Genomic DNA, 17,403 nt, shown 5'->3' with positions numbered 1-17,403 from the left:
TGAGGGCTGATTGCTTTTCGGGGATAGGACTAATTAAGACGTTATTTGAACAGTGCTAGATATTCGCCGTAGCCTTGCGCTGCCATCTCTTGTTTGGGGATGAAACGCATCGCGGCGGAGTTCATGCAATAGCGCAAACCGGTTGGAGCAGGGCCATCGTTAAACACATGGCCGAGGTGTGAATCGGCAAAGCGGCTACGCACTTCGGTGCGAGTATAGAACAGGCTATTGTCATCTTTAGTGACAATGTAACCTGAATTGAGCGGTTTAGTGAAGCTCGGCCAACCGGTTCCTGATTTGTACTTGTCGGTAGAAGAAAACAGCGGTTCACCCGATACAATATCAACGTAAATACCATCTTCTTTATTGTCCCAATATTCATTATCGAATGGACGTTCTGTGCCTTCGTGCTGAGTCACCTTGTATTGCAAGCTGGTCAGTTTAGCGCGGATCTGATCATCTGATGGACGCACATAAGTTTTGACGCTAGCTTGCCCATTTTTCTCATCAATCAACTGACGAAGGGTTTTCGCTTTTTCATTTCGGTCGGCACCAAAAATCTCATCCAAATACTGATCACGTCCGGAAGCATAGCGATAGTAGTTGTAGCGAACTTTGCTCTTTTTGTAATAGTCCTGATGGTAGTCTTCAGCCGGCCAGAATTTTTTAAACTCGATTAATTCCGTTTTGAGTGGCTTCTTGAAAATACCGAGTTGGTCAATTTCCATCATAAAACGTTTAGCAACGTCAAGTTGCTCTGCATTGTGATAGAAAATCGCAGGACGGTATTGTTCACCTCTGTCCACAAACGAACCTTGGTTATCAGTAGGGTCAATATGGCGAAAGAAGTTATCCAGCACTTGTTCATAACTGACAACCTTAGGGTCAAAGGTGACTTGGATCGATTCGATATGTCCGGTTTTACCAGACGAGACTTGCTTATAAGTTGGGTTATCGACATTCCCCCCGGCATAGCCTGAAACCACATTCACGACACCGGGAAGTTTTTCCATATCAGATTCTGTACACCAGAAGCAGCCGCCAGCGAGTGTGGCTTGTTGATAACTGTCTGGAGTTGGTGGCATCGCACTTGGTTTGGTATCGGCTTGACTAAATAGAGAGAGGGTCAGCGCAACCAAAGCGAACAGTGGAGCTCCCCAAGCAAAGAGTCGTTTCATGAGCATTTCCTTTTGGTTCTTTACAGAGTTATAGAAAAAGAACGGCAAACAGGAGCAGAAATTTCAGCGTTGGAGGGGACTTTTTATCTTGAGCATTACGCCGTGCATCAAGTGACAGCACGGCGTAGATAACAAACGGTGGTTAACTGAGGCCGACAATATTGCCGTCTTGATCGATATCGAGTGACATAAAAGAAGGCTTTTCAGGCAATCCCGGCATGGTCATTACGTTGCCACACAAGGCGTAGACAAATTCTGCACCTGCACATAAACGCAGTTCACGGATCGGCACGATAAAATCTCTTGGAGCCCCTTTAAGCGCGGGATCAGTAGAAATAGAAAGCGGTGTTTTGGCCAAACAGACTGCAAGATGATCAAAGCCTTGAGCTTGCAGTTTTGCCAATTGCTGCGCGGCTTTATCACTCAGGGAAATCTCTGTCGCGCGATAGCCTTTCATGGCCACCGCTTTAAGTTTTTCATCCAATGGCATGTCTGAATGGTAGAGCGGTGTAAACTGAGTATGGTTTTGGCACTGCTTAACGACTTTTTCTGCAAGCAATTTTGTGCCTTCGCCGCCACGAGCGAAGCCTTCAGAAATTGCCACCGATACACGGTTGGGTAGGGCTTCAATCAGCTTAACCAGTTGATCCAGCTCTTCAGTGCAATCTTGTGGGAAGCGGTTGATCGCCACTACAGCAGGCACACCATACTGGTTTACGTTATCAATATGCCATTTCAGGTTTTCAAAACCGGCTTGTAAAGCGGCACTGTCAGGAGCGAAGAGGGCATCCGGTACTGTATGACCGGGGCGCAAGTCATACAGGCCTGAATTGGCTTTTAAACCGCGTAAGGTGGCAACAATCACGGCACAATCTGGGGTTTTACCAGAAGCTTTCGCTTTGATATTGCACGCTTTCTCAAACCCCATATCGGAGCCAAAACCGCCTTCGGTCACGGTGTAGTCAGCCAAACGGGTGGCGATTTCATCGGCAATAATTGATGAGTTACCGTGCGCGATGTTGGCAAACGGGCCTGCGTGAATCAGCGTTGGTACGCCTTCCAAGGTTTGCATCAAGGTCGGTTCAATCGCTTCTTTCATGCTCACGGCCATTGCACCTGCCACTTTCAAATCTTCGGTGGTGACCGGATTACCGTCCAAATCATAAGCCAGCACCACATTACCGATGCGGCGACGCAAATCACGTAGATCCGAGGCGAGAGCCAAAATCGCCATCAATTCGGAGGCGGCAGAGATATCGAAACCATCTTCGCGCTCATAACCATTAATATTTTTTCCCGGTTCATTGCGGCCGACTGTCACCATGCGCAGCGCGCGATCGTTATGATCCATCACGCGTTTCCATATGACCTGTTTGGGGTCAATGCGCAGCGCTTGCATGCCTGTGCGGCGTTCAAAATCGTCATATCCGAGTCGTTGTTCGTGATAAATTCGCGCATCAATCGCAGCTGCCGCAAGGTTGTGCGCCGCCGTTACGGCATGAATATCACCAGTTAAATGCAGATTGAGTTCTTCCATTGGTGCGACCTGCGAATAACCACCACCTGCCGCGCCGCCTTTTACACCAAAAATAGGCCCCATAGAGGGCTGGCGAATACACGCCGTGACCGAGTGATTAAGTTTGGCTAATCCTTGCGCTAAGCCAATAGTGGTGACGGTTTTACCTTCGCCCAGTGGTGTTGGGGTAATTGCGGTGACAAGAATAAGAAGCGGCTAATAGTAAGGTCTCCGAGCAGCTTAATCTGTTTGGGTAAGAGGTTGTGGAGTTTGAATGGCGCTTGATCCCAGCTTGGAGCAAGCGTCATTTTTATTGGTATAACCGTAGAAGGTGCGATTGCGCTCAAGCTTGCAGGCGCATAACCGAAAGTACGTTAACCAAACTTCATCGCGGCTGGCCGCTTCACCATAGGTCTTTGGCTTTTGATTAAAAGGCTGCTCACATTCGATTAGGTCGCTACTGGGTGGTGCCTGAATCACATCCTGATACTCATAGCGAGTCACAATCTTAGTATCCTGACACCCAGTCAGCAGGATAAGCGATAGGCACAGTGCTGCACGTTTCATCTTTGAGTTCCTTTTCTAATTGTTCAATGCGGTCGCTTAGCCGAATGCGGGCATCGCGCTCTCGATGCGACGACTCGTCAGCGGCTTGCTGCGCCTTGCTTCGTTGATTGGTTAATTCAGAGATACGCTGGGCCAGTTGATTGTTGGTGGTCTCCTGACTGGTGATGGTCTCGCTCAAGGTGTTATTGCTGGCCTTTAGCTCACTGGTGTAACCAAACAGCTTGTAGTTCACCAATAAGCTCAGGATGAGAATGGCAACTGCTGCCCACAGAACTGTGCGTTTGAATTGGCTCAGAGCATCCATGTTATTGCCACCCGTATAAGCAGATGTTCATCTCTTTATCACGCCGTTTGGGGATGCCTGGGCAGTCGTTCTCTTCGATTCGGCAGTCCTTGCCATTGACATACACCCATCTTGGATACTGTTGGCAAGCACTTTGGTTGTCGCCCTGGTTAAACTTTCGAAGCAGCGTTGAGGTCTGAAAGTTTCCAGCCCCTAAGTTAAAGACAAAGCTCACCATCATGTCGTATTCCGCTTGGTTCGGGGTTTGAGTAATGTATTTTTTCACCACCTTTTCGGCCGTGGCCACGTCTTTAACAAAGTACTGGGCTACTTGCTCGTTCGTTGCCTTATCACCTTGCTTTACGCCTGACGTGTGCCCTAAGCCAATCGTCCAGACATCAGCGCTGCATTGGTAAGCTTTGGCTCGGCAACCTTCTTCATTAGCAATATGACGAAGCCCATTTTCACTCACGCTTAGCTCGTCATCGATGTTGAACACAATCGCTAACACCGCCGTCACCGAGCAGACGATGACTTGTGTCGCTTTACTTTTCAGGCTCATGAGGTCTCCTCCGACTTCATCATGGTCTCATCACCCGCTTGCAGGCGTTTCAGTTTGGCTTTGTTTAGTTGCGTGGCCACCGCGTAGTGACGAATGGCCATGCAGCCCGACACAATCCCCACGGTAATCGCAATAAGCTGCGCAATATCATTCACCCCAAAACTGACCACGGTTGCCGTAACGGAAGTCACGACTTTCTTTAGCCCTGTTAAGTCAGCCAGTGACATCAACGCCGCTTTTATTCCCGTTTCATTCATTGTTTTTCTTCTCTTGTTATTGTTGTTATTCAAATGTCTGTTGGCTGTTCTCAGTCACCACCTCAAAGGTGAAGCTCTCTAATGTGATGAGCGGTCGTTGTTTTTTGGTCACGCTCTTGGTGTCAGTGATAACCGTGCCTTCACTGTCTTTCACGGTGCCTTTGGCGAGGTAAACCCCTTCAATGCGCTGCGCCAGTGAGGTTAAAGCCGCAGGCACAATGTCGCGTCCGTGCTGGGTCTTCCATGCATTCATCGCCGCTTCAATATTCGCTTTGGCCGTGCTTTGAATGGATTCAGCCAGTGACGCGTAATCACTAAAGATTTGCAGGTGAAAGCTCGCGGTTGCGGTCACATCTTCAGCGTCAACAACGCGCACCAAATCCCCCATAGGGACACGCTTTTTCCCTGAGCACTCCGATTTAATCAAGTCCTTGATGGCTTGATTCGGTAGCGAGCCATCTTGCAAAATGGCGCTGATCTCAATTTCATTCGGTGCAGGCGTCCAGACAGATACGTTCTTAATCGACGAGCTGCTGGAGCGTGCAAAGTACTCATACGCTTCATAGGGACCTGCCACACTGAACTTGGATGGTGAGATATAGATGCGATAAGCAAAGGCATCATTGTCTTCAATCTCCGCACCACCTTGTGTGGTCTCGGTATTCGTCACGCTTTCCAGTGCGGTTAATGGCTCAACCGCTTGGTTAATTTGTCCAGGCAAGAAGCCGTTACCTTGAATACCCGCTTCAATGCATTCCACATTCACAGAGACAGCGAGTGTGCCGGCACTGACCACCGTATCTTCGAGTGTCTCAAAAATGGTTTGGTTATCCACCGCAATCACTTGATAGCCCTGTGGAATGACAAGCCCAGTATGCAGGGAAAAGTTAAACGCCATTACCGTACGGGCCTTTGAGGCTGGCAGTCGTTCGGTTTCGGTCAGTAGCCCAATGTTGTCCAAGCGTTCATCCTCAGCAAACGGCAGCAAGTTCTGTTTGCTTTCATAGTTGATGAGCGCTTTGAGTTCGTTCTTCTCGTAGGCAATCTGCTCAAGGTGGAAGGTTTCGGGATCATTAATACCAGGGTAGTGCCCCGTGCCTTCTTGATAACGCGCCTTCAAACTGGCAAGGTCAGCGTCATAGTCCACCTCAACCAGCTTCGGCTCTGGAATGTTCGGAAATCGCTTTGTCATCTCAGCTTGCTCTTGATAGTTGTGCGCTGGCCGTCCACGAACGACCACTGATGGAGGTGGTGACGGTGGTCGGTTTCCAGCGGTTTGGCACTTTGCCAAGGTTTAAAAATTCAATCAGGTGCGCGGTGGTCAGCATGGTATTCACCACCGACATTCGCCCCTTCGCGCCTTGTTTGCCGTCTTCACCGTTTTGCAAATAGGATTCGGCGTACGCTCTGGCATCAGCCATGGATTTCACGTTGTCGATATTGCGAAGTCTCTTCACTCTGTCACCTGTGGCGGTGGCATCACCGGCGCGGTAGCTAAAGAGTTTGTTTGACTGTTGATCGTATCCTTCGACTTCCACAGCTACATATTTAGAACGATCGCTGTCAGGCAGATTAAGAGAGGTCAGAATGCTGCGGTTGAAGGTGTCGATTTGAATCACATCGGATTCAAAGCTGCCCATTACAAGGTTCTTACCCTTGATGGCCATCGGCACACTGGTTTGCTCTGACAGTCTGGTTAAGAACGCGGGTGTACTTTCATCACGTTGCTCGATGCGATCAAAGCGAAAGTCCGGAGTGCCAGGCGCTTTGATAAAGGACAAGCCACTCTCTTTTGCCCAAGACTGAGCAACACGTTCAAAGGTCACGTTCTCTTGCACAAGGCATTGCTCGTTATCAATAAAACCGCGCTCAGTGACTGGCGGTTTGGCGTTCGCGCCGACTATCACATCATCAGGGCCAACTTTGAATGCCACCTCATCAATACTGAACTCACCCCATAGCCATTCATGACGTTGACCTTGCTCATCCAACCAGCCAATACCCGGCTTTAAGGTGTCGCCTTTGGTTGGATACCACGCATCACAAAAGCGTCGGTCTTTGTTAAACAGCGTCAAAGACAAAGTATCAGTGCCCGTTTGCTTGCTCTCCATCACATCGGTATAGGTCATCGACTTCACATAGCGGCTAAGCTCTGCGGTCACATCCTTTCCCGCCCAATGCAGGATTGCGAACGGGCGAATAAGCCCTGTTGCGGTTATGCCCATGGTGGTGTCTCCACAGTGACGGTGTTCACCACTTTCACCGCAGGGATGTTGACGGTTTCCCCTCCGCTGAAGGTAAAGCTAGTCATAGTTCGGGTTAGTTCACGGTTGGCATCAAAGAGCGCATCGACGAGTGCTTGATTGGTGGCGCGATAGGCGCGATAACAAAGCTGCTCCCAGCGCTCGCCTTGACGAGCAATTAAGGTGTTCATGCACGTACTTCCACAATATCCAGTTGATAGTCCACGTTGGTCACCACACCACTTGGCAGCGTTTGAATATTGGTGCAGCTAATTTTGCGAATGCTGAACTGACCATGTACGGTTGAACCCACCACCAAAGCGCGAGGTACTCCGTTTTCACCCATCTGCTCTAGTTGCTTGGTCATCTTGGTGATGTCCACAAAGTGGTTGTTGAAGGTCAGCTCCAGTGAGGCGGTGTGCTCATCTTCGCCCATGTTCTGGTGCATGGGATAACCGTTAACCAGATCTTGTTTGTTGATCTTAAAGGTGCGCGAGTCGCTGATTTTGTTGGGTGTGAAACGACCTTTAAACACCAAATCACCAAAGCCGCCCCACTGGGCATAGTTTGCCGATTGCTCTGCCATGTTATTGCTCCTCGTTGCTGATGGTATGGCTTTCGCCGGTTAATTCACTGTGGGCGGTAATTTCGGTTACTTCAGGGTTGGTAAACTGCTTGTGCACGGTCAGCTCTAATGTGGCTTGCCAATCTTCACGCCAGACAAACAGCTCGTCTTTGTGTTCAAAGTCATCATCACGTTTCGGCTCGCTCCAACCCGAACCCATTTTGCGAGCATCAGAAATCTCCGCATCGCCCACAATGGTTAATCGTTCATTCAATCCTCCAAAGCCTGCTGGCAGCGCTTCACCAATGTCTTTCAACACAATCAAATCGTTGGTCAGAAAATCGGTCATACACAGGTTGAGCTGCATCTGCTGACTAGATAAGAAGCACTGCGTGTTGCCACCACTGACACGAGCGGAAATCACCACATCAATGAGCGTTTCGTAAGGCACATAAGCCCCTTGTGTCACCAGTGGCAAGCGGCTCATGCTTCGAATGCCACTGAGCATCACGCGCACTTCTTTTCTGGCAATCGCATTGGACGGCTCGATGACCGCTTGCATCCCAAGCGCTTCTTCTAAGGATGTCTTTAACGCTCGTATTACTTTCATTGAATCGCTGCCTTTAAATGCTCTAATGCCATCTCTCTTTGCGCTTGTTGTTGCTCAGGACTGAGGTACATAAACTCGCGACTGGAGACTTTGACCTGTGGCGTTCGGATATACAGCACATAGAACACGCCTTTATCCGCGCCTTTGTTATTTCGGTTCGCTTTGGTTTTGACTCGCTGACCAAAGGCTTTCGCACCGAGTGGCGCTCGCCCCATAATCGAATGAGGGCGGTAGAAAATCTTCCACCCTTGGCGCTCTAAGCCTTCAAGCGTTTTACGCACCCCATACACCTCAGTGCGTTTCTTCACTTGCTTGTTCACTGGAATGGCGAGTTGCTTGGCTTTCTTGGCCTTAATTACGCCGCCATCGTTAATCAGCGGTGCATGGGCTTTGTTTGTCCCTACTCGGTATTCATCTTTTCCAGCCTGATACGTCAACGACGCATAAGTTTCACCTGTATCAAACAACGGTTTCGCACCTGCGTTCTTGGTGTTTTTAGTCAGCGGAGCGTTGGCTTTAAAGGTGCCGCTTTTCATGTTGTCGCGCACACACTGCAACCCAAATGGAGCCAGTGTTTCTGGCAGTCCATCAATCGCTTTGGTGGTGTTGTGCAGCGCATCGAGAAAACCTTTCATTGCTGATGTGCTCCGTTGAATGGTGTTTGAACCTGGATTGAATTGTGCCTTTTATTTAGCCACCATCTGCCGAACGGAAATGTAAACGGTACATGAGGGTAAGCTTCAAGCTCACTAAAATAATAAAAAGGAAAACCCATGGCCCCACGCTCAAAGGTGGAATTGCACGGGCTGCTTGAGCGCGTCATTGAGATGTACACCGTAGACAAATTGAATTTGGATGAAATCGCCGCCCAGCTTAAAGAGGACGGCTTTGATATCTCCCGTTCGTCGGTGCATCGTGTCATTCGTAGTAACCAAGAATTGATTGAAGAGCAGCGTCTGGTTCAAGAGCAGGCAGAGGTCTTTCTAAAGGAATTCAAGGACAGTCCAAACACCGATATTTCAGAGCTGAACTTACAAATCATGCAGCGCTACATGTTTAAGGTGCTGCGCGAGTTGGAGTTTGGTCCTGAATCATTTAAAGATCCCAATAAACTTGCCAACCTTTTGGCACGTCTGTCTGATGCACAGGTCAACCTTGATCGTCTGAAAGTCGAGTTTCGTAAAGGCGTTGATGCGGCGAAAGCGGAGTTTGAAAGTCAGCTCACCGATATGCTCAAAGAGAAACACCCAGAGCTGCTGCTTGAGCTGGTGAGCATCATCCAGAAAATTCGCATTGAGCAGAAACCCAAACGAGGCCGTCGATGAGTGGCCTGTTTGAAGGTTTGTCTGATGCGGATTTAGAGAACATTCGTGACAGCGCCAATATCGCTGCTGAAAACAAACGCATCGCCAAACAAAGTCAGGCGCAAGAAGCGCGAGCGTTAGCACGTCAAGAGAAGGAAGAAAAAGCCCGCAAGAAACGCCGCGCCAAATCCAAGCATGACTTTTCTTACTTCTGTCAAACCTACATGCCCGATGCGTTCACGCTGGTGTTCAGTGAATACCAACTGGCGCTCACACGTCTTGCCGCCAATCGAAATCTTAACCGTCAAGATGAAGCGCTGTTTAAAGAGCTCATCGACCCACGCGATCATGGTTTTATTAAGCAACCCATCAGTGGCGAGTATGAAGGTATTCTTGATATTGAGCCGCGTGACCACGGTAAGACTACCCGTAACACTCAGGCGATGCCGCTGTGGCTGGCGCTCAATCACCCTGGTTCCTTCATTGTCATTTGTGGTGCATCGGCGGATAGTGCCAAAGAGATGATGGACGCCATCAAGGATGACTTAGAAGATAACGAACTTATCCTAGACGACTACGGCGAGCAGCGAGGCAACACTTGGACCAAGCGTAAGATAAAGCTCGCCAATGGTTCCTCCATTGTTGCGGTGGGTCGTGGTCAACGTCTTCGTGGTATCAAGAACAAATACCAACGTCCGACCCACATCATCTGTGATGATTTGCTGGATGATAAAGAGGTGGAATCGCCCACGCTGCGTCGTCAGGCTGAGCGTTGGTTTAAGCGCGTTATTATGAACTTGGGTAAAGGCGCACTGACCATCATCGCCAATACCATCATGCACCCAGACGACTTGCCGTCACGCTTGTTAAACCAAATTGAAGACGGTCGTCTGCCGAACTGGCTAGGTTTGCGCTTTAGTGCCATTACGCCTTCAGGGCGTCCACTGTTCCCGTCTCGCTGGAGTTTGCAAGACTTAGAGAATAAGCGGATAGCCTCCGGCAGTGCGTGGTGGACGGAATGGATGAACCGCCCGATTGCCGATGAAGATGCCGACTTTAAAGAAGACTGGTTTGTCTACTTCAAGCCTTACGAACTTGATCTTCGAGACTGCACCATTGGTATGGCGGTTGACCCTGCAACAGGACTCAAAAAAGGCGACTGGTCATTTATTGCGGTCGTGGCTCGCCACAAAATCACCATGGTGGATCATGTGCTGTTTGCCAAAGGCTGGAAGGAATCGGACTTGCAGTTTGCTCAACGCATTGTGGATGTGTATCTGCAACATCGGCCGTCTTTTGTGATGTTTGAAACGGTCGCCTTCCAGAAGATCTACAAAAAAGAAGTGATGCGTTACGCCAAGAAGAAAGGTGTGCGTCTTCCGGTTCGTGAGTTCAAAGGCGGTAATAAGCAGGTGCGGATCAAGTCTCTGTCTTCTCAAGTGGAGAACGGTCTTATCCAGTTCTTAGAAACCCAAACGCTGCTGCGTCAAATGTTCCTAGAGTTTCCACGTGGCCATGATGATGGCCCTGATGCGGTTGAAATGGCCATCAGTGGATTTGAATCCGGCTTTATGGGTGGCGCAGTGCCACAAACACCAAGGCCTATCCGCTCGGCTGCGCAGACTCTGTCTCGATTCGGCGGTGGTGCGTTAAGCCGGATACTGCGTTAGGAGGCGGCATGTTTAACAAACTGGCAGAGATAAAAAACAAGCTCAGTGATGTGCTCTCGATGCTGCGTAAACTGGTGTGCATTGGGGAGGTCAGTAAAGTCGATGCCCAGCTGCGACGCGTGAAGGTCACGTTCCCTGGACTGCCGTATCCAGAATCTGACTGGCTTCCTGTTCTGGGGATGCGCAGCAAAAGCGTGAGTATCTCGTGCAACTTAGAAGCCGGTGAACAAGTGCTGTGCTTGTTCATTCCCAGTGGCTCAATGATGTCCGGCTATGTCCTTGGCTCCATGGCGAACAAGTCAGCCAAACCTTATGTCGCAAACGTTGATAAGTTTGGAGTTCGTTTTAAAGACGGCACGCTTTTAGAGTATGACCAGTCAACTCAAACGGGCGTGCTCAAGATTGGCGGTGGAACACCAGCCATCACCGTCAACCCCGACAAGGTATTGATTGATGCCAAACTGGAAGTGACCGGAGCTACCGAGCTTCTTAATACGCTCAAGGTCGTCAAAGCTACCACCTTGATGGATACGTTGACGGGAATGAAAACGGCCACCTTCACCGGTTTGGTGGGCGCGGCGGGTTACGGCAGTACCACTGGCGGCGCGGCAGTGATGAGCAGCGGCGCAGTTATGCAAGGCTCAGTCACCATTAATGGGGTAACGGTCGCTGTGATTAGCCATACCCACAATGACGCTGAAGGCAGACTAACCTCCGGTGCAAATCAATAAAATAACAAAACGCTCTCAGAGCGATTCTAAGGGCGTTTAATTTCAATCTGGTGTGAATGTTCGAATATTTTTATTCAAACTCATTCAAACCGGATTTCAAACGAATTCAAACGGGGTACGCATGACCTACTCACTCAAATTTGCAGCAAGCGGACGAAATACCGATTTGGTGTCCGATATTAAGCAGTCGCTTTTTATGATTGTGTACACGGGGAAAGGTGAACGGATTTACATGCCGGACTACGCGGCCGATGCGTTAGAGTATGTTGATAAGCCTCAATGGGAAGTGCAAGGTCTGAAAGTCTCGATTGCCGAATCGGTGGCTAAGTACGAGCCTCGCGTTAGGCTGGAAAACATCATCGTATACCAAACTGATTTGCCACAGGGCATCATTGGCATTAAGCTTTCTTGCCAAATCCTCGCCACGGGTCAAAGTGAAGTGTTCGATTTCACCAACGCCTAACCCTGCCGAACGGAAATTATCCCCATAGAAATCTCAGATACTGACTCCACTGATTAACAGGAGACAGTATCCATGGCCGAATTACTTCACGGCATCCGAACCATCGAATCGCTCACAGGTCCCATTTCGGTCATCGAAGTGTCGTCCAGTGTGATTGGTGTGTTCGGCACCTCTGAGTTGGCAGAGCCATTAAAGCTCTACCACACCACCAATTACGACGACGCGAAAAAAGTCTTCGGTGAAGGCACGTTGAAAAATGCCATTCGTCGTGTTCACAACTATGTGCCAAGCAACTCCATTATTGCCATCCCACTAGGTAAAGACAGCGACTTCCCTGAAGTCGAAGAGCCTGTGGTCTCTGGCGTAACGATGAGCACGTCTAGTACCTCTATCTATATTGATGATGGTGCAAGCTTGCCTATCTCAATTTCAAACCCTCACGCCTATGACATTGCGTACAGCTCAGACAATAAAGCGATTGCGACCGTTGATGCGGTGACAGGTGTTGTCACTCCCGTACAAGCAGGTATTGCCAACATCACTGCGTTAGTCACCTTTAACGATGGTGAGAATGATGTCGACGAAGCGCATGTCTATGGCGTGATGGTGGCTCAAACCAATCCGAACGCAGGCAAAGTGATGAGTCCGGCTGTGCTTGGTGATTCCATGGCAACCGCATTTTTAGGCGCAGACTCTCAGCCGAACGGCTTAACCAACCCATACGAACAGACTGCTGTCTGGTCGATTGATGATGAAGCGATTGCATTGGTTGATAGCAGTGACGGCACCATTACGCCTTTGTCTGAAGGTCAGACGGTGGTCACGGTGACGCTCGCACCTAAGAGTAACTACAGCTACACCAATGATAATGATGTCACCATCAATGTGGGTGACGTGGCGGGCGTTGAATTGACCTACGTATTAACAGTGGCTCGCGTGACCGATGCGCTGCTGGCGAAATTTATGGAAGCGCTGCCGCTGCTTCGCAAAGCGAAACAGACCTACGGCTTCTCATCCAAAATTAACATGGCTCCTGGCATCTTGCACAAGGATGGCGCTATGGGGCTTGCGGTTGCCGCAGTGAGTACCATTCGCGGTATTTGGGTGGGAGATATGCCAGAGCATATTTCAACCCCAGAAGAAGCTTACGCGTGGAAACAAAAGTACACCTCACAACGTGCGTATGTGGGTTGGCCGCGCCCGAAAGTGTTAGCTGAAGATGGCGCAACGGTCGTGGATTGGTACGCGCCAAGCCTGTGTGGATTGATTGCCCAGGTAGATCGCAACCAAACCGAGCAGAACATTGTGCCGGAGACGGGTTACTGGTGCTCCCCATCAAACTATGTGATGGCGGATGTGATTGGACCATCGATTGAGCTCGACTACATCCCAAGCGACCCGTCGTGTGATGTGAACTATCTCAACGTGAACGGTATTACCACGCTGATGAACCATGGCGGTTGGAAGAACTTTGGTAACTACTCGACGGCGTTCCCAGCCAAAAGCGATTACCTGTCGTTTCTTTCGGTGCGTCGCACGGCCGACATCATTGAAGAGAGCATCGAAGACGTCACTCGTCAGTTCCTGGACTTTCCGATGTTCACCAGTCCCACCGATATTGCCAACACCACGTGTGGTCGCGTGAAAGATACGGTGAACGACTATCTGCGTTCGAAAGAAGGCACGGCGTTGGTGTACAGCAGCGTGTCGATTGATGCCGGCGATAACCCGCTTACCAATCTGATGCTTGGCAAAATTAAGTACCGCTATCGAATGACGCCCCCTGTACCTATGCAGAGTGTCGAGTTTGTGGCTGAAATTTACGTTAAAGGCTTGGAAAGTGCCTTTAACAAGCTGATTGCGTGAGGTAAGTCATGGCAGAGAAAAGTGTGGTCTGGCGTGACCAGATGACGTTCATCAATGAGACCCAATACGTTGGACGTGTAAAAAGTGCGAGCGCGGATTTGCAACGTAAGATGGCCACCGTGGGCGGCTTAGGTGGTCTGGGTGATGTTGAAGTGCCTACCGGCAAATACGAAGCGCCAACGGCAACCATCGAGTTTCAGTCCGTCGCGTTAGGTGATGTGAAGCAACTAACCAATAACGACGGTTGGATAAAGCTGCGCATGACGGGCCAAGTGCGAATGCTGGACTCTGACACGGGCACGAAAATCATCGATGCCGGTATCACTCGTATTCATGGCTATGTGAAGAATCCGCCAGTGCCTGGCTACAACGATGAAGGGTCACCTTACACCGCCAACATTGCTGTGCACTTTATTGAGATCAGCAATACCTCGGGGCGTGTGTTCATGCTCGACATGCAAACGGGTGCGAAGTACCCGCCAGATAACCCTGGTCAGTTTGGTGTCACAGTCACTTTGTAAGGAGCGGTTATGCGAGTTCGTAAGTTAGAGATAGTGGCTGATGGTATTCAAAAGAATGGTCAGCCTGTCACTAAAGCGCAGTTGGAATCGGTGGTTCGCAACTACAAACCGGACGCTCGTCCACCGGTGACCCCTGGTCACCCAACCAAAGGCAGCGACAAGATTGCCGTGTTGGGACGAGCGTCCAACCTTCGAACCGAAGCCGGCCGTGGTGATAAAGCCGGAAAAACAGTACTGGTTGGTGAAGTGGTCTACACCCCTGAGATGGAGGCATTGGAAGATTCAGGCGCATTCGAGGGTTTTAGTGCCGGTATCCATCCGGTGCCAGATAAAGACGGTGAATGGTACATGCACCACCTTGCGTTCTTGGGGCAGCTTCCTCCTGCGGCGGACACCAAAACTCGTGATGTGGTGAATCTCAGCGATAGCGATTTTTGCGATGGCGCTATCTATCTCAGTGCAGAAGTCGGCCCCCAGTCTGGCTTTGATGACAATGAAACAGGAATAACGATGAAGAAAGACGAACTGAAAGCGCTACTTGGCGATGCTGTCAAAGAGCAGCTTGAAGCGATGGGCATTAAACCCAGCTCGCCTGCACCGGCTAAAAAAGACGGCGGACCTAATACAGATGGTGAAACCACCACTGATGGCGACAAATCCAGTGCTGCAGTTACCGCTATGCAAGACACGTTAGCGGGTGATCGCAAAGAAACGCTGACTGAACTTGCGGACTCACGTGAGATGAGTGATGAGCTGCGCAAGAGCGTAAAAGCAATGATTGAAGGTGCAACTGCTATTGAGCTTTGCGCGCCTGGTGATGGCAACCGCTACAGTCAACTCAAGAGCATGCTGACAGCCATGCCAGAGAAGAAAGCAGCTCCTGCGAAATCATCGGCGTGGGATCAGTTAACCCAACACTTAGAGCTGGCTGATAACGGCAGCGCTAAAAAAGACAACTTTGATCCGGAGGGTTGGTAATGGATTTTGGAATGAAAACGACCATCAAGGGCGCACCTGCCATTATCGGTAGTTACAACGGTGGCAACGTTATCCAACAAATGATGGTCAATGCCGTGGAAGGTTTAGAGCCTGGTCATGTGGTCGTCATTACAGATGGTGTCATTACGGCGCGTTGGGACGGTTCCCCTTTGATAACCGTACAAGATGGTGGTGCAGGAAGCCTGACGGTGACTCAAGTTACGCTGGGTATTGTGATCGCAAAACAAATGGAAGGTGATGTATCGGTTTCTACACTTCGTCTTGGTGCTTACCTTCGTGATCGCGTTGTGCTTGCCGATGGTAGTGCGCTTTCCGCTTCCAATGAGTTCGCCTTGTCATTATCTCATCTGTTCACAGAAGGATCCTGGCTATGAGCCCGCTAGAACAACAAAAAGCCAAACAAGATGGTGTGTTTTCCAAAGCGCTGCGTGAAGCGTCCAACGCTTTTGTACAGATGGGGGCACATCCTCGCACCTTGCTGCATCACTCACGTCGAAACGATTTGATTGAGCAAGCCATTGCGAAATTGCAAATCCTCAAACGTGAAGGCGATGTGTATCACCAACTGGGTCAGCCTGCAGTGAAAGCCTCCGCTGAATCTATCCAAGATAAAAGCCTTGAAGATGATTCAACGTTGGAGCACGTCGGCTTCGTGAAAGTGGATGATGCGCCAGTGCCTTACGCCACTCTTGTGTTTTCTGATGGTGATAACGAAGGCAAGTTCAGTTTGGGGATCAACAACCCCTACGAGCAAGTTGTGAAGTATTCCTCCAGTGACACTTCGGTGGCTACTGTGGATGAGAAGACAGGCGTCATCACCCCTGTGGGTAATGGTGAAGTCTCCATTCAAGTGGCGTTTACCAAAAAAGGTGACTACCCACGTGTTGAGGACAGTTTCGGCTTAGTGATTGAAGATGCATCACCAAACGAGAACGCCCCATCAACGGATGGCTCACCACAACCTAGCGTCGATGCGCCTGAGTCTGGCTCAGAGAAGTAACCACACCCATTAATGCACACAGCCGTTCAATAAGCGGCTGTTATAAAGAGAAAGAAGTATGGATATTATTGATATTTTACGCGGCCTGTTAGCGCCACAAGAATGGGCAGAGCTGCTCAATAACTATAAAAAACGTAAGCCTGTTCCCATGCGTATCCGCAATAAGGTGTTTGGCCAAGCGATCTTTTACCCAAGTGTGCGTATTCCGTGGAGTGCATTGAAAGAGACTCTTTCTAATATTCCGGTTGTGCGACGTGGCACCAAGGCTTATCAGCTAGGCGGTGATGATGTAGAAACGCAAGCTATTGAGCCTCAGGGGTTCTCGACCGTATCACATATTTCCGCAGCAGAGCTGAACAACATGAAAGCGCTGGGCTTACAGAACATTCAAAAGTTCTTTGACATGCTCCAGTTTGGTGTCATGCGAAAAATTGAGTTCTCCACCGAAGCGCTGTGTGCTCAATCGCTTACAGGTAAGATTGCTTACCCCATGAAAACCACCGATGGTGCGATGGAATTATTTGAAGTCGATTATGGCGAAACCCTTCGCTACCACTTTGCGACCGCACTGAATGCTGCTGATGCAACGATTGAAATGGTGTACACCGCACTGCAAGAAATGGATGAAGCCATTCAGGCAAAAGGCTACGGCATTAACGTAGAAACCCTATGTGGTAAGACGTTATTCGCTCGCATTCTGACACTGGCAGGCCAAAACAAATCGAATGTGCTCGATGTCAAAGTCGGTAAAAGCCAAGTGAATGTGGGGGGATATATTATCCACTCCGAAAGCGGCTCTTACGAAACCATGGTAGGCGGTGTCAAAACTCGAGTGAAAACCGTTGATGATGACAAGATGGTGATGATTGATCTCGATGCAGGTCACAATCTTTACTACGCGGCACTGGATGATTTAGACGCAGGTCTTCAGGCATTACCCTTCTTCTCAAAAGTGAAGAAGGTGGATGATCCAAGTGGTGCAGATGTTTACACCATGTCCAAGCCGTTACCAGCGGTTATCGTTGATGCCATTTGTTGGGCAGACAACGCACTGGCGTAAGGAACGAT

At 49.6% G+C, this 17,403-nt stretch carries 21 protein-coding genes and 1 pseudogene; 10 read left to right on the top strand and 12 right to left on the bottom strand.

Translation table 11 applies throughout. The annotated features are described in order from the left end of the window. Nucleotides 1–41: 41 nt before the first annotated feature. From msrB to VOA_RS06750, 12 genes and pseudogenes are all read right to left on the bottom strand, one after another. Entirely contained in the window at nt 42–1,178 is a 1,137-nt protein-coding gene (gene msrB, locus VOA_RS06700; protein ID WP_000825085.1) for a peptide-methionine (R)-S-oxide reductase MsrB, read from the bottom strand. Nucleotides 1,179–1,320: 142 nt separating this feature from the next. Beyond that, a pseudogene (locus tag VOA_RS06705) lies at nt 1,321–2,901 on the bottom strand (formate--tetrahydrofolate ligase); the annotation flags it as partial. A gap of 33 nt (nt 2,902–2,934) precedes the next feature. Then, entirely contained in the window at nt 2,935–3,198 is a 264-nt protein-coding gene (locus VOA_RS0118400) for a hypothetical protein (RefSeq protein ID WP_000199142.1), read from the bottom strand. A 4-nt stretch (nt 3,199–3,202) separates the two neighbouring features. After that, nucleotides 3,203–3,565 (bottom strand): hypothetical protein, encoded by a 363-nt coding sequence (locus tag VOA_RS06710; RefSeq protein ID WP_000339574.1) that lies wholly within the window; start codon nt 3,563–3,565, stop codon nt 3,203–3,205. Nucleotide 3,566: 1 nt separating this feature from the next. Further along, nucleotides 3,567–4,106 carry a lysozyme gene (locus tag VOA_RS06715; RefSeq protein WP_000054095.1) on the bottom strand — a complete coding sequence of 180 codons (540 nt, stop codon included), beginning with the start codon at nt 4,104–4,106 and terminating at the stop codon, nt 3,567–3,569. After that, the gene (locus tag VOA_RS06720; RefSeq protein ID WP_001005978.1) at nt 4,103–4,363 is read right to left on the bottom strand and encodes a hypothetical protein; all 261 of its coding nucleotides are present in this window, start codon (nt 4,361–4,363) and stop codon (nt 4,103–4,105) included. Before VOA_RS06720 ends, VOA_RS06715 begins: the two co-directional genes overlap by 4 nt. Nucleotides 4,364–4,388: 25 nt before the next feature. Beyond that, on the bottom strand, nt 4,389–5,555 hold the full coding sequence (locus VOA_RS06725) for a baseplate J/gp47 family protein (RefSeq protein ID WP_000166625.1): 1,167 nt from the start codon (nt 5,553–5,555) through the stop codon (nt 4,389–4,391). 1 nt (nt 5,556) lies between these two features. After that, on the bottom strand, nt 5,557–6,588 hold the full coding sequence (locus tag VOA_RS06730) for a phage late control D family protein (protein ID WP_009356042.1): 1,032 nt from the start codon (nt 6,586–6,588) through the stop codon (nt 5,557–5,559). Continuing rightward, the gene (locus VOA_RS06735; RefSeq protein WP_001094093.1) at nt 6,579–6,797 is read right to left on the bottom strand and encodes a tail protein X; all 219 of its coding nucleotides are present in this window, start codon (nt 6,795–6,797) and stop codon (nt 6,579–6,581) included. The genes VOA_RS06730 and VOA_RS06735 overlap by 10 nt, the downstream gene beginning before the upstream one ends. Further along, entirely contained in the window at nt 6,794–7,192 is a 399-nt protein-coding gene (locus VOA_RS06740; RefSeq protein WP_000840599.1) for a phage tail protein, read from the bottom strand. The genes VOA_RS06735 and VOA_RS06740 overlap by 4 nt, the downstream gene beginning before the upstream one ends. Before the next feature lies 1 nt (nt 7,193). Further along, the gene (locus VOA_RS06745; protein WP_000864784.1) at nt 7,194–7,781 is read right to left on the bottom strand and encodes a hypothetical protein; all 588 of its coding nucleotides are present in this window, start codon (nt 7,779–7,781) and stop codon (nt 7,194–7,196) included. Continuing rightward, nucleotides 7,778–8,416, bottom strand: a complete 639-nt coding sequence (locus VOA_RS06750; protein WP_000675702.1) for a hypothetical protein — start codon at nt 8,414–8,416, stop codon at nt 7,778–7,780. Before VOA_RS06750 ends, VOA_RS06745 begins: the two co-directional genes overlap by 4 nt. A gap of 138 nt (nt 8,417–8,554) precedes the next feature. On the opposite strand from VOA_RS06750, the gene VOA_RS06755 reads away from it, so the two are divergent. The 10 genes from VOA_RS06755 (at nt 8,555) to VOA_RS06800 (ending at nt 17,395) form a co-directional block, all read left to right on the top strand. Continuing rightward, entirely contained in the window at nt 8,555–9,106 is a 552-nt protein-coding gene (locus VOA_RS06755) for a phage protein Gp27 family protein (RefSeq protein ID WP_000035468.1), read from the top strand. Then, a complete protein-coding gene (terL, locus tag VOA_RS06760; RefSeq protein WP_000015637.1) occupies nt 9,103–10,755 on the top strand; it encodes a phage terminase large subunit in 1,653 nt (550 codons plus the stop codon). The genes VOA_RS06755 and terL overlap by 4 nt, the downstream gene beginning before the upstream one ends. A gap of 8 nt (nt 10,756–10,763) precedes the next feature. After that, nucleotides 10,764–11,486 (top strand): phage baseplate assembly protein V, encoded by a 723-nt coding sequence (locus VOA_RS06765; RefSeq protein ID WP_000482340.1) that lies wholly within the window; start codon nt 10,764–10,766, stop codon nt 11,484–11,486. A gap of 121 nt (nt 11,487–11,607) precedes the next feature. Continuing rightward, entirely contained in the window at nt 11,608–11,949 is a 342-nt protein-coding gene (locus VOA_RS06770) for a GPW/gp25 family protein (RefSeq protein WP_000222510.1), read from the top strand. Nucleotides 11,950–12,021: 72 nt separating this feature from the next. After that, nucleotides 12,022–13,815: a phage tail sheath family protein gene (locus VOA_RS06775; protein WP_000818953.1), complete on the top strand. Its 1,794-nt coding sequence runs from the start codon at nt 12,022–12,024 to the stop codon at nt 13,813–13,815. Between the two features lie 8 nt (nt 13,816–13,823). Beyond that, the gene (locus VOA_RS06780; protein ID WP_000818629.1) at nt 13,824–14,336 is read left to right on the top strand and encodes a phage major tail tube protein; all 513 of its coding nucleotides are present in this window, start codon (nt 13,824–13,826) and stop codon (nt 14,334–14,336) included. Nucleotides 14,337–14,345: 9 nt separating this feature from the next. Then, entirely contained in the window at nt 14,346–15,314 is a 969-nt protein-coding gene (locus VOA_RS06785; protein ID WP_001266020.1) for a hypothetical protein, read from the top strand. 11 nt (nt 15,315–15,325) lie between these two features. Further along, nucleotides 15,326–15,709, top strand: coding sequence for a hypothetical protein (locus VOA_RS06790; protein ID WP_009356040.1), 384 nt, complete (start codon nt 15,326–15,328; stop codon nt 15,707–15,709). Continuing rightward, nucleotides 15,706–16,335 carry an Ig-like domain-containing protein gene (locus tag VOA_RS06795; RefSeq protein WP_000074702.1) on the top strand — a complete coding sequence of 210 codons (630 nt, stop codon included), beginning with the start codon at nt 15,706–15,708 and terminating at the stop codon, nt 16,333–16,335. The genes VOA_RS06790 and VOA_RS06795 overlap by 4 nt, the downstream gene beginning before the upstream one ends. A 58-nt stretch (nt 16,336–16,393) precedes the next feature. Continuing rightward, the gene (locus VOA_RS06800) at nt 16,394–17,395 is read left to right on the top strand and encodes a major capsid protein (RefSeq protein WP_000351258.1); all 1,002 of its coding nucleotides are present in this window, start codon (nt 16,394–16,396) and stop codon (nt 17,393–17,395) included. Nucleotides 17,396–17,403: the final 8 nt, after the last annotated feature.

The sequence above is a fragment of the Vibrio sp. RC586 genome, assembly GCF_000176715.1.
Classification (GTDB): domain Bacteria; phylum Pseudomonadota; class Gammaproteobacteria; order Enterobacterales; family Vibrionaceae; genus Vibrio.
Note: the sequence above shows the minus strand (reverse complement) of the source record. Positions and strands in the feature narration are given on the sequence as shown.